The organism is Gluconobacter sphaericus, assembly GCF_016757795.1.
GTDB lineage: Bacteria > Pseudomonadota > Alphaproteobacteria > Acetobacterales > Acetobacteraceae > Gluconobacter > Gluconobacter sphaericus.
In genome coordinates this window covers 432,098-444,160 of record NZ_CP068419.1, presented here as the reverse complement: position 1 = coordinate 444,160, position 12,063 = coordinate 432,098, and the positions used below count along the sequence as shown (strand labels likewise).

General features: G+C 61.8%; 10 protein-coding genes. 4 read left to right on the top strand and 6 right to left on the bottom strand.

All coding sequences use genetic code 11. From position 1 onward, the window contains the following. Nucleotides 1-20: 20 nt before the first annotated feature. Nucleotides 21-1,364 carry an efflux RND transporter periplasmic adaptor subunit gene (locus tag IGS75_RS02235; protein ID WP_202257471.1) on the bottom strand — a complete coding sequence of 448 codons (1,344 nt, stop codon included), beginning with the start codon at nt 1,362-1,364 and terminating at the stop codon, nt 21-23. Between the two features lie 282 nt (nt 1,365-1,646). On the opposite strand from IGS75_RS02235, the gene IGS75_RS02230 reads away from it, so the two are divergent. The 4 genes from IGS75_RS02230 to IGS75_RS02215 all read left to right on the top strand — a co-directional run bounded on the left by IGS75_RS02230 (nt 1,647) and on the right by IGS75_RS02215 (nt 4,501). Next, on the top strand, nt 1,647-1,937 hold the full coding sequence (locus tag IGS75_RS02230; protein WP_141351547.1) for a CsbD family protein: 291 nt from the start codon (nt 1,647-1,649) through the stop codon (nt 1,935-1,937). A gap of 76 nt (nt 1,938-2,013) precedes the next feature. After that, complete coding sequence (locus tag IGS75_RS02225) at nt 2,014-2,649, top strand: DUF4339 domain-containing protein (RefSeq protein WP_141351545.1); 636 nt, start codon at nt 2,014-2,016, stop codon at nt 2,647-2,649. A gap of 146 nt (nt 2,650-2,795) precedes the next feature. Further along, a complete protein-coding gene (locus IGS75_RS02220) occupies nt 2,796-3,419 on the top strand; it encodes a ribonuclease HII (protein WP_202257470.1) in 624 nt (207 codons plus the stop codon). Further along, complete coding sequence (locus tag IGS75_RS02215) at nt 3,416-4,501, top strand: site-specific DNA-methyltransferase (protein ID WP_141351541.1); 1,086 nt, start codon at nt 3,416-3,418, stop codon at nt 4,499-4,501. The genes IGS75_RS02220 and IGS75_RS02215 overlap by 4 nt, the downstream gene beginning before the upstream one ends. A gap of 72 nt (nt 4,502-4,573) precedes the next feature. On the opposite strand, the gene IGS75_RS02210 is transcribed toward IGS75_RS02215, so the two are convergent. The 5 genes from IGS75_RS02210 to IGS75_RS02190 form a co-directional block, all read right to left on the bottom strand. Next, nucleotides 4,574-5,191 carry an ankyrin repeat domain-containing protein gene (locus IGS75_RS02210; protein ID WP_141351539.1) on the bottom strand — a complete coding sequence of 206 codons (618 nt, stop codon included), beginning with the start codon at nt 5,189-5,191 and terminating at the stop codon, nt 4,574-4,576. 77 nt (nt 5,192-5,268) lie between these two features. Then, nucleotides 5,269-7,308, bottom strand: a complete 2,040-nt coding sequence (locus tag IGS75_RS02205; protein ID WP_202257469.1) for a DUF7408 domain-containing protein — start codon at nt 7,306-7,308, stop codon at nt 5,269-5,271. Beyond that, a complete protein-coding gene (locus tag IGS75_RS02200) occupies nt 7,305-10,040 on the bottom strand; it encodes a DUF4159 domain-containing protein (RefSeq protein WP_202257468.1) in 2,736 nt (911 codons plus the stop codon). Before IGS75_RS02200 ends, IGS75_RS02205 begins: the two co-directional genes overlap by 4 nt. Continuing rightward, complete coding sequence (locus IGS75_RS02195) at nt 10,037-10,963, bottom strand: DUF58 domain-containing protein (protein WP_202257467.1); 927 nt, start codon at nt 10,961-10,963, stop codon at nt 10,037-10,039. Before IGS75_RS02195 ends, IGS75_RS02200 begins: the two co-directional genes overlap by 4 nt. A gap of 5 nt (nt 10,964-10,968) precedes the next feature. Then, the gene (locus IGS75_RS02190; protein WP_141351533.1) at nt 10,969-11,997 is read right to left on the bottom strand and encodes an AAA family ATPase; all 1,029 of its coding nucleotides are present in this window, start codon (nt 11,995-11,997) and stop codon (nt 10,969-10,971) included. Between the last annotated feature and the right edge of the window lie 66 nt (nt 11,998-12,063).

Here is a 12,063-nt window from a genome sequence, read left to right as displayed (position 1 = left end):
CTTGCTGTTCTGGGCGGCGATCAGTGGTTGCCGGTATCGGCGGGCGAGGACGGATCGTTGGTTTTCTGCGGTGCGTCGGAGCTCTGCTGCCCGTTGCGGTGACGGCGGTGCTGACCTGCGGTCTGCTGCTCGGCTTCCGAGGTCTGCTTTGCTGCCGAAGACGTGTCGGGGATCGAGACCTTCTGGCCGGGACGCAGATGGCTGACGCCATCTGTCACGACACGGTCACCGTCGTTCAGGCCTTTCTGGATCACGGCGTTCGCGTTGTTGGTGGCCCCCACGGTGACGGGGACGGTTTCTACAGTCATGTCAGACTTGACGCGATAGACGAAGCGTCCGTCCGGGCCGGTCTGTAGCGCATTGCCGGGGATGAGCAGGGCATTATGCAGCGTCGTGACCAGCAGATGCGGATTGACGAACTGGTTCGGGAAGAGGCGTTCATCCTCGTTCGCGAAAATGCCACGCATCCGGACCGTTCCGGTCGAGGTGTCGATCTGGCTGTCGAGAGCCTTCACCGTGCCGGTAGCGAGTTTCTGGGTGTTGTCGCTGTTCCAGGCTTCAACTGTCAGTTCGCCGGATTCCCGCAGATGGGTTGCGACTTCGTCAAGCTGGTTCTGCGGGACCGTGAAAATCACGGAGATCGGTTGCATCTGTGTCAGGATCGTCAGGCCGCCGGACTGACCTGCGGTGACATAGTTGCCCATGTCGAGCACGCGGATACCGACGCGGCCATCGACCGGCGCGATGATGTGGCAGTACATCACGTTCAGTTCGGCATTGCGGACATTCGCGCGATCGTATTCGACCTGTCCTTCAAGCTGCTGTACCGTGAATTCCTGATCCCGGGCAGTCATGGCCGAGGTCGAGTTCTGCTTGATCAGGCGCTGGTAACGGGCATTGTCCACGCGGGCCTTTTCAAGCTGCGCAATGTCGGCGGCAAGCGTGCCACGATACTGCGCGAGCGTGGCCTCGTAGGGACGTGGATCGATCAGTTCGAGCTCGTCCCCCTTATGAACGTGCTGGCCTTCCTGATAATAGACGGCGGCGATATGGCCGTTGACGCGCGGTGTGATCGTTACGTTGGTGACCGGGACGACCGTGCCGATTTCCTGGAAAATGACAGGCATGTCGCCGATATGGGCGGTTGCGACTGCGACGGGCTGCACGCTTCCGTCAGCTGCTGCCCCGCGGCTATGCTTGTGCGTTGCGCCATGGGGGCGGAAAACTGCGAACAGGACCAGAAGAGCGACCAGAAGCACAATTCCCCACAGGATCCAGCGCCGACGGGCGCGTGCGGGGGGGGAGGAGGACTGAGCTGTGCTGTTCGTAAGGCGGTCGTTTGGGCCGGCCGTCTGCTGATCCATGATGGTTCTGTCTTTCCCGTATACCAGAGCACAGGGCTCTCAGGCGGCGATGCTGTGTGTTTCTATAACTATACGGCAGGAAACCAGCGCCTGCCATGACACGACCTTAAATCCTGTTCAGTTTTGACAACGAAAATCAAAAACAGGGTAAATGATACCCTTCGTTACCTTATCCCCGGGGCTTGTCTCTTCTGCGCTCAGGGATCATATCGAACAGGAACCGGATGCTCCTGTCGCGCGTTTGAATGCGGGCACAGGTCTATCCGGAAAGAGGAGAACAAGATGGCTGATACAACTGAGATGAAGGCCGAGGGCCTCCTGGACGAAGCCAAGGGTAAGGTTAAGGATGGTTTCGGCGGTCTGACGGGCGATGCGAAGCTGCAGGCCGAAGGCAAGTTCGATCAGCTTTCCGGCATGGCGCAGCAGGACTTCGCTGACCTGTACGACGAGGGTGAAACCAAGCTCGAAGCCGCGACGGCATTCGTTCAGGACCGCCCTCTGATCTCGCTGGTGATCGCGACGGTTGTGGGAATGATCGTGGGCGGGCTGATGTTCGGTCGCAAAAGCTCCTGAGGGAGCAAGAGGCGCTTCGACCACAGCAGCGTCTTTGTGCTAGAAGCCTCCCGGAGTAATCCGGGAGGCTTTTTGCATGGAATGGTTTTACGAGAATAACGGGCAGCAGGCCGGTCCCGTCTCCCGTGAGGAAATTCTGCGTCTGATCATGCAGCAGCGCATCAGACCTGAGACGCTTGTCTGGACGTCGGAATTTGGTGACGTCTGGAAGCCAGCCAGCGCGGCGGGACTGGTGTCTCCGCTGACGGGGCTGCTGCGTATGTCGGCTGGGATCTCGGAGCACTGGGCCTGGGTTCTGCTGGTTGGGCCGTGGCTGATCCAGCGTCTGGTGCTTCTCGTTCTGGACTGGCGCCAGATCCCTGACAGCGAGCGGGTAGGGACTTTCTCCATTGTCGGAATGATGTCGCTGGTCCTGTTCTTTACGGCATTTATGCTGGACCGGAACTCCATCCGTGAAAGCGGACAGACGCCGCCGGGCTTCTGGTGGTGGCTGTTCCTGCCTGGATATTTCTGGCGGCGCCGGCAGATTGTCGGACGCGGGCTGTCACTCCTGATCGTGAGTCTCGTGCTGTTGGTGGCCAACGTGACAGAAAAAATCTACCAGTTGCCACAGATCGAAACCGAGCTTCAAACCCGGCAGGGACAGCTGAATCAGTCTGCTCCCTCAACCCCGCCAGCCTCGGGTCAGAACAACGAACAGGAAGAACTCTGACGGTAGTGGGAAAGAGTCTTTCCCACCACACTTGACAGATTAAACTTAGAGAACATGCATTTTGGGGCTTCCCTTTCGAGTCGCCATGATTCAAAACCGATTCGGTCACCTGATTTCGGGGTGTCTGTCGGGGAGAATGCTCAGAAATGCCGGATTACGCCCTGGAAGCTGCCCATGGGGGGCTGGTCGTCGGGATCGACGAGGTTGGGCGTGGTCCTCTGGCAGGGCCGGTAGTGGCTTCTGCCGTAGCATTTACTGCTCCCCCGTCAGAAACCCTGTCTTCCCTCCTTGATGATTCCAAGAAACTGACGGCTCGTCGCCGGATGCTGGCCTATGAGGCCCTGATGGTCGATGAGCAGGCGCTGATCGGTATTGGTGCCGCCTCGGTCGCGGAAATCGAACGGATCAACATCGCCCAGGCCTGCTATCTGGCCATGCGGCGTGCACTGTCCCGTCTGGGACGCACTCCCGATTTGGCGCTTGTGGACGGCAAACATGCTCCGAAGCTGCCATGCCCCATAAAAATGGTGATCGGTGGAGACGGTATCAGCCTGTCCATTGCCGCAGCCTCTATCATCGCAAAAGTGACGCGGGATCGACTGATGACCCGTCTGGCCATGCGGCATGATGCTTATGGGTGGGAGCGCAATGCCGGTTACGGCACGGCCGCGCACATGCAGGGACTGAGGCTCCGGGGAGTGACTCCCCATCACAGGCGCGGGTTTGCGCCGATACGAAACATGATTGAAGCAGAGGCACACGCAGCATGAGCGGTGAATTTCCCGTCGACCAGATCCTGCGTGGAGAGTGCATCGAAACGATGAAGACGCTTCCTGATGGGAGTGTGGACTGCATTTTCGCCGACCCACCGTACAACCTTCAGCTGCGTGGTGAGCTGCGCCGCCCGGACGAAACCGTAGTGGATGGTGTGGACGATGACTGGGACAAGTTCGCGGATTACGCGACCTACGATAATTTTACGCGCGAATGGCTAAGTGAAGCGCGCCGTATCCTGCACAAGGACGGCACGATCTGGGTTATCGGATCGTATCACAACGTCTTCCGCCTGGGCGCGATCATGCAGGATCTGGGGTTCTGGATCCTGAATGACATCGTCTGGCGCAAGTCCAACCCGATGCCCAATTTCCGCGGACGTCGTTTTACCAACGCGCATGAAACTCTGATCTGGGCGGCGCGCGGTCCGCAGAGCAAGTATCGCTTCAACTATCAGGCCATGAAGGCCCTGAACGACGATCTTCAGATGCGTTCGGACTGGTACCTGCCGCTGTGCACGGGCAATGAACGTCTGAAAAACGAACATGGCCTGAAACTTCATCCGACGCAGAAGCCGGAAAGCCTGCTGCATCGTGTGCTGGTGGCTTCGACCAATGCCAATGATGTGGTGCTTGATCCGTTCTGTGGAAGTGGTACGACGCCAGCGATGGCCAAGCGTCTTGGGCGTCATTACATCGCCATTGAACGTCACCCTGACTACGTCAAGGCAGCCCGGGAACGTGTGGCGGGTGAAGAACGCCTGACCTCCGAGCAGCTGGCAACGACGCCCGCCAAGCGCGAAATGCCGCGCATTCCGTTCGGCAGTTTCGTGGAAACCGGTATCCTGCCGGCTGGGACGCTGCTCTATGACCGGCAGAAGCGCCTCAAAGCAACCGTTACGCCCGATGGCACGCTCGTGTCGGGCAATCAGCGCGGGTCGATCCACAAGCTTGGTGCGATGCTGACCAATGCGCCATCCTGCAATGGCTGGACATTCTGGTATTTCGAGCGGGACGGCCAGTACGTCCAGATCGATGTGCTGCGTCAGGAAGGCCAGGCGCTCCGCAACGTCGGCTGACGCCTGGGGTAGTGCTCATAAAAAAGCCGGAGACTGGTCTCCGGCTTTTTTCGTGTTTGGTGTGCAGAAGTATTAGTGGCCTGCAAAACCAAGGAAGCCGACTGATGGGTCCGGTTTTCCGCCGCTCGTATCGAAATGCGATGATGCTGCGACGAGAGAGCGCTTCGGGGTGACGGATTTGCCGCCGATCGTGAGATGGCCGCTGCCGTTCTTCATTTCGACGCCCCCGTCAGAGACGCTGTTCTCGATCTTGCCATCCGGGTTATAGGTCCGCATCGACAGGAGCAGGAACATGATGTCCTTGCGGTTCAGGTCGATGGCCATGTCCAGCGGGGTCTGATCCAGAACGTTGTGACCGCCCATATCTGCACCGCGATTGAGGGCCTCTTTCGCAGCGTTGAGCGAGCCACGGTTGATGGCATCGAACAGCGCGGTGGTCGGATTTACGTCTGAACGGGCATGACCGGCATCGTCATCGGATGCTTCTGCTCCGGGGAGGGCAGAAGGCGGCGCGGCTCGGCGGGCGGCTTTGCGGGCCTCGGCCTTCTTCTGGTTGGCTTCGGCTTCCTGTTCAGCCTCGGCGTCGTCGGCATCCTGAGCCTGGGCATGATGCCAAGGTACGAGAATCGTCGGCGTCATTGCCAGAGCAGCAATGAGCAGCAGGCGGGGCAGGGTGGGGAGCAGTCGCATAATGCCAATATACTGTGATCGAGCGTCCTGTGCGAGTCTGCAGATGCTTCTTGGGCGTGCCGGATTGTGACATTTTTTCAATGACCTTCCCGCCACCAGCCGACTGCGAGGAAAATCAGCGCCGCAATCAGGGCTGCCCAAGCGGGAATGAGGTCTTTGGTGCGTGTCTCACCCGCGACGGCGGCGGTCGTGACGGGCAGGCCCATCCAGTCCGAACCGCTCATGGCCGAACCGGTGGGAACCTGTTTCAGATGCGGCGTATGATCCGCGATCCAGGAGACTGACCCGCCGGAGGCTTTGGCACTGCCGTCCATGACGGTCGCGGTGGCGCGCAGGTCCTGCCGTTCGATCGGATCATGCGAGACCGGGCTGGCAAAGGCGACGAGACCATCCTGCCGGACGCTCCAGATTCCGGGTATCGTGGCGGCGAGCGTGGCGTGCCAGACGCCATCCGTCTGTTTCAGGGTAACGGGCGTGCGTTTTCCGTCCGGCGCCGTGACGAAAGCCTCAGGCGAAACGGCCTGTCCCGCGGCGTGGCGCTCGATATCCAACTGACCGCTTTCGATCCGGGCGGTGAGGCGGTTTTCTTCAAGGTCCGGCTCCTTCATCAGCCAGTGTGACAGGCGACGCAGAAGCTCGGCCTGCGGTCCGCCGCCACCTTCACCACGCGACCAGAGCCAGAGCTGGTCCGATAGCAGCATGGCCACGCGTCCCTGACCTACCCGGTCCAGCAGCAGAAGCGGCGCGCCATCGGGGCCATGCATCAGGTCTTCGCCGTGTGACTGGTCCGGACGAAGGGCCCGGTACCAGGGCCCCCAGTCTTCTGTCAGGCCTGCAGTTACGGGGTGGGTTTTGCCAAGATCTGTCAGGGCAGGGCGGAAGGCGTGGGTGACGATTCCGTCTGTGCTGACATGCGCGGGGAGAACCTGCGCGAGGCTTGTATCCTGAAGCGTGCCGTCCTGCGTGAATTCAGGACCGGCCGTTACCAACAGTCCGCCGCCGTTACGGACATAATCGGCGATATTGGTCAGGTATTCATCGGGGAGAATGTTGCTGTTGCGAAAGCCGTCCAGAATAATGAGGTCGAAGCTGCGGATTTTCTCCTGAAACAGTTCGCGGATCGGGAACGGGATCAGCGCCAGATCCGACAGCGGCGTGCCGTCATCGGTATTGGGGGAGCGCAGGATGGTGAAGTGTACGAGATCGACGGACGGATCGGCCTTTAGCAGGCGGCGCCAGACGCGTTCACCCTGATTGGGGACACCCGAAACCAGAAGGACGCGCAACCGGTCGCGAACACCTCGAATGCGGACGACTTCACTGTTATTCTCGGTGGACGCTTCTCCGGCCAGAGGGGATACGGACAACCCAACCAGCGTCTCGCCGGGATGTTGGACGGGCAACGTGATGTCCTGCGGCGTGCCGGTCTGGATGGAGCGTGTCTGCGGCGGGGCGTCACCGGAGCGAATTGTGAGAATGGCGTTTGAAGCACTCGTGGTGCCCAGATCGTCCACCTGTACGCGGATCGTGGCGTTCTGCCCGACGATCGCATAGGGCGGTGTGCTCAGGATACGCAGGCGCCGGTCCTGTTCTTCGCCATGCGCCGTCAGCAGAAGATGCAGAGGAAGTGTCTGGCCGTTTGCGCCATGAAAGCGGGGCGGCAGATGGGGTGGAACGTCATGATCCATGCCATCCGTCACGACAATGGCGCCCGCGAAGCGACCCTGTGGCAGATCGGCGTGGTCGAGAGCTTCGAACAGGCGCGTTCCGTGACCGGTACCGCCCGGGACATCGATACGGTGCAGAGTCAGGCCAGGAAGATGGGCGGCGTCCTCCATGATCTGTTCGGCAGCGTGGTCAGCGATGGCAGTCCGGTGGCCGACCTGCATGGAGGCCGAGCGGTCCACGACCAGAAGTGCATCCTGTGGCACGGGGCGCAGCACCGGATGCAGTGAACGTGGTCCGGACAGCCAGCCCAGCAGGGCCAGTACAGCGAGAGCCCGCCAGAGCATGCCGCGTGCGCCACGGATAGTACCGTAAATCGCGCCGGCAACAGTCAGGGTTGCCAGCGTCGCCAGCAGCCAGACCGGCAGCATGGGAGACAGGTCGAACATCATGGTGCGTCCTCCTCGTCAACGCTGTCGGGACTGGTTGTGGAGGCTCCGGAGTTTGGTGTGCCGAGGCGGCGGAGCATTTCCGGGTACTGCGCCTGATCGTTCTTGTAGTTTCCGGTCAGGGCGTACAGCACCATGTTCATGCCAAAACGATAGGCCTGTGTGCGCTGTTCCTCGCCACCGGGAATGACGGCGAAGGGATGGTTGCCCGATCCGTCCACGGCCCAGGCATGCGCCCAGTCGCCATTACCGATGATGACCGGACTGACGTCATCATTCGCCTCATCGCCATTACGCGCGACATAGACCGGCTGCCCGGCAACGCGGCCGGGAAAGCCGCTGTGCAGCAGATAGAAAGTGTGAGCCAGAACGTGCTTTTCCGTCAGCTTGGTGAGCGGCGGGATGACGAGACCATCAGTCACGCGCTGAAGCGCGGCCCGGGCAGCGGAACTGGTTCCGGAATCCGTATCAGTGCCCGCGCCCTGTTCGTCGATCAGCAGGATGCCGCCGTGATCCATGAACGCATTGAGGGCTTTCGTGCGCTCGGGATCGGGCTGGGCATCGGGTGTGATCGGCCAGTACAGAAGTGGATAGAACGCCAGATCGTCCTTGCCCGGAACGACACCATCCGGGTGGCCGAGTGTTGCGGAACTGCGTGCAGTCGTAAAGTCGGACAGGCCCTGAAGCCCCTCGCGGGAGACTGTATCGATATCGTCATGGCCGGTGATGACATAGGCCAGCCGTGTATCGAGCGCAGCCTGAGGCACTGTTGCCGGTAGAGGAGGCAGCTGCGTCGGGGGCTGGGCATGTGCCATGGGTAGGATCAGCAGGCAGGCCACGCCCAGAGCTCCCAGTAGCCCACGACGCCGCAGAGACAGGATCAGATCCAGCAGCAAAAGTAGCAGGCCCGCTGTCATCAACGCAGGTCCAAGCGGACGGTCCGCATGGGCACCGTCCGGTGAAATCCGGGTTCCGAGCAGGGGTTCTTCCTTCATTGCTGGCGCAGAATCGGAAAGGTTCAGGGCATGCGTTCCGTGGGCCGGACCGTAAAGCCCGGCGGGATGGGCAACGGACACGGCTGTATGCGTCAGATCCGAGACGCGGATGGAGCGTGCAGCCTGTGGCGGCATGATGAGCCCACCGTCACTTCCAACAATACGCCAAGGGGCAAGCTCCGAAGGTCCACCGCCCGCAACACCGGCCGAACGCTCGATCAGGCGCTCCAGCATGTCGGGGAACAGCCCCGACAGCGGGACATTGGACCAGTCCGGCGAGGCCGTGACATGGAACAGGACGATTTCGCCATTGCCTTCCGCCCGGGCGGTCACAAGGGGCGTGCCGTCGCTCAGGGCCGCCCAGACGTGATCCGTGAGGCCCGTTTCGGGCTTGGCCAGAACCTGCCGGGAGACTGTGACATCGGGTGGGATCGTCAGGTCGGAGAAGGGCGAAGTCTCGGGGAAGGGCGCCAGCGTCTGCGGCTTGCCCCAGGACATGGGGCCGCCAAGCTGTCGCATGCCGCTCATGAGGTGGACGGGCAGGAGCGCGTCTGATGTGGCGTCGGAAGCAGCGCCCTGATCGGCGGCGAGGCCGGGACCGGCAAAGCGGACGAGCATGCCGCCATGACGGACCCAGTTCAGGACACGGCTGCGCGTCTGATCGCCGGAAAGCGCGCCATCCGTTGCGATCAGGACAGACAGTGGCGCACCCAGAAGCGCCGTCGCATCCCCGCTATGCAGGTCTGAAATGGGTTGCAATGCGCGGTTCAGGAAGAACGCCGAACCGACGAGCGGTGTTGCATCGCCGGGCGTCTGAAGAATGCCAACGGGGCGGCGGTGATCGGCCTGTCCCATCAGATGGATCGCAGCGGGACTGGTGGCGCCTTCCAGCGTCAGATGATCGAGTTGGTTCCGCAGCAGAGCTGGGAGCGAAATGGTCTGATCCTGCCCGGTTCTGATGGGATAGGCCGCGAGCGTTCCGCCATTGGCATTGGCAGCATGCAGCGTCACGGTCCGGGTTGGGCAGGACAGCGTGTCCACTCGGGCATGAAGAGCGCCGTCCTGGCCGGTAGATGCGGCAAGACGCAGAATGTCACAGTCATTCCAGCGCATGTCTTGCACGGAACGGGCCTTTGCGAGCGCGTCATGCAGGGCTGTGTCACCGTCCGCCGCCAAGCCGTCAGACAGCATCATCACGCGCTGATCAGACAGGTTCCGGTGCTGGAGCAGGTTTGCCAGAGCCTGACGGTCCGTTGGCCAGGGCTGAGGCCGCAGGCGGGAGAGATGCTCTGACAAAGCATGCGCATCATGTGTCGTGAACGCTTCGGGCATCGCGCCATCAGGCGCGCGGGCAGCATGAAGCAGCGTCACGTCCTGACCATTGCGGATCGCAGTTTCACCAAGCGCCAGAGCCGCGGAAATACGCTCGTTCCAGTGCGGAATGGCGGCCCAGCCGTCATCAAGAACGAGCGTCAGTGGACCGTTTCCGGTTTCGGCCTGACGCGGGGTCAGGACAGGCCGGGCCAGTCCGAAAATGACGAGGGCCACGGCGGCCATGCGCAGAAGCAGGAGCCAGAGCGGGGAGCGGGCCGCATCTTCACGCCGGGCGGTCAGCCGGTTCAGGATCAGCAGGGACGGAAAGCGCTGATCCTGCGGGGCAGGCGGAGTGGCCCGGACCAGCCACCACAACGCGGGCAGCGTGAGAAGACCAAGTAGCAGGAGCGGAGCGAGAAGGATCATCGGCCGCCTCTCAACGTCATGTGAAGGGCCAGTAAGGCCGGAAGCGGGTTCTGCGACGTGTCATGAAGAATGCAATCGGCATGCAGCGAGGCCGCACTTTGTTTCAAGGTTGCCAGATGGGCATTCATGGCCTGTGCATAGGCTGGACCAAGACTTTCCATAGCGGGAAGAGTCAGAACGCCCCCTTCCAGCCCTTCAAACCGGATTCGTCCGGAGCGTTTCAGTTCCCGCTCCGCAGGATCGAGAACGCAGAGAAGATGCGTTCGCACGGGGCGGCTGGCGCAGGTCTTGAGAAATGTGTCGATCCGCTTTTCGTCCCACAGGAAATCGCTAATCACGACCAGATCGGACCGGGCGGGAACGAGTGCCATGCGAGGGAACTCGGGTTCGTCCGTAACGGGATGCAGAAGGGAGGCGGCCAGCCGCGGCAGGACCTGCCGACCGGCTAGTGCGCGCCCTGCTTCGATCCCGGTCAGTAACCCGGCGCGTTCACCACCTCGCAGGGATGCGCAAGCCAGCGCCAGCGTGCAGAGCTGCGCCCGTTCTGCCTTGGTTGGCAGGGTATCGGACGAGCGCCACTGCATGGATGGCGACGGGTCGCACCACAACATCAGCGACTGGGCATTTTCCCGCTCGCGCTCGCGGACCCAAAACGTGTCCTCGACCGGAGAACGGGCAGACTGCCGCCAGTCGATGGACGTTGCGGGTTCGCCAGCGTGATAGGGACGGAACTGCCAGAAATCCTCACCTGGGCCTGAACGCCTGCGGCCATGAGCGCCGCTTTGCAGGCTCGCGGCAATCTTTTCGGCTTCAAGAAGAAGTGCGGGCAGGGCCAGGCTTTCTGCCTGCACGGCCGGAGCGCTGGAAGCAGCCCCCCGATTGCGGCGGAAGAGGCTGCGCAGGGTATCGGACGGACTTTTCACGGCGATCAGAGGAGGGTCTGTGCCTGTTTGCGGATCAGGACTTCCCGATCCGTCCCCGATGCGCGGGCGCCAAAGCCCAGGCCGATACGATGGGACAGGACCGGGCCCGCAAGAGCCACGACGTCATCAAGGCTCGGAGCCAGACGACCGTCCAGCAGCGCACGGGCACGGGTTGCGACCATCAGGGCCTGTGCTGCACGGGGGCCCGGACCGTAGGAGACCGTTTCCCGTACTTCCGGTGAGGCGGATGGATCTTCCGGACGCAGAGAGCGTGTCAGCGTCAGGATTGCATCCACGATCTGATCGCCGACTGGCAGGCGCCGGACGAGGTTCTGGGCCGCGAGCAGACTTTCGGCATCCATCAGGGCAGAGACCGTCGGGGTCATGGCGCCTGTCGTCTGAAGCAGCATCTGCCGTTCCGCGTCCCGGTTCGGAAAGCCGAGGCTGATCTGGAGCATGAAGCGGTCGAGTTGGGCTTCGGGCAGGGGGTAGGTGCCTTCCTGCTCGATCGGGTTCTGGGTTGCGAGCACATGGAAGGGGCGTGGAAGCGCATAGTCCTTGCCGCCCTGCGTCACGCGATGCTCTGCCATGGCCTGCAGAAGGGCGGACTGGGTGCGGGGGCTGGCACGGTTGATTTCATCCGCCAGAACAAGCTGACCGAAAATCGGGCCGGGCAGGAAGCGAAAGGCCCGTCGCCCGTCGGCATCCTGATCGAGGATCTCGGCGCCTGTGATGTCTGACGGCATCAGATCGGGTGTGAACTGAATGCGTGTGGCATCCAGGCCCAACACGCGCGATGCCGTGTTGACCAGAAGCGTCTTGCCCAGACCGGGCGCGCCCATCAGAAGCGCGTGACCACCGGACAGGATCGTGACCAGAACCTGTTCAATGACGCTGTCCTGGCCCAGAACAATTCCGCCGATAGCCTGGCGGACATGACGGAGAACCGGGGCGAGGCGGTCGGCTTCAGCCACGTCCGCCTCGCCTTGCAGGGTGCCGGCGGAAATGCCGGAAGAATATTGCAGCTCGCTCATGACGCCAGTCTGACAGGTGTGGGGGTTTCATCAAGGCTCGATTGCACCCAAGTTGGTGTGAGAAGA

Coding starts and splice junctions, on each gene's coding strand:
- IGS75_RS02215 (WP_141351541.1), top strand. CDS start 3,416: ATGAGCGGTGAATTTCCCGTCGACCAGATCCTGCGTGGAGAGTGCATC.
- IGS75_RS02220 (WP_202257470.1), top strand. CDS start 2,796: ATGCCGGATTACGCCCTGGAAGCTGCCCATGGGGGGCTGGTCGTCGGG.
- IGS75_RS02230 (WP_141351547.1), top strand. CDS start 1,647: ATGGCTGATACAACTGAGATGAAGGCCGAGGGCCTCCTGGACGAAGCC.
- IGS75_RS02190 (WP_141351533.1), bottom strand. CDS start 11,997: ATGAGCGAGCTGCAATATTCTTCCGGCATTTCCGCCGGCACCCTGCAA.
- IGS75_RS02210 (WP_141351539.1), bottom strand. CDS start 5,191: ATGCGACTGCTCCCCACCCTGCCCCGCCTGCTGCTCATTGCTGCTCTG.
- IGS75_RS02235 (WP_202257471.1), bottom strand. CDS start 1,364: ATGGATCAGCAGACGGCCGGCCCAAACGACCGCCTTACGAACAGCACA.
- IGS75_RS02205 (WP_202257469.1), bottom strand. CDS start 7,308: ATGATGTTCGACCTGTCTCCCATGCTGCCGGTCTGGCTGCTGGCGACG.
- IGS75_RS02200 (WP_202257468.1), bottom strand. CDS start 10,040: ATGATCCTTCTCGCTCCGCTCCTGCTACTTGGTCTTCTCACGCTGCCC.
- IGS75_RS02225 (WP_141351545.1), top strand. CDS start 2,014: ATGGAATGGTTTTACGAGAATAACGGGCAGCAGGCCGGTCCCGTCTCC.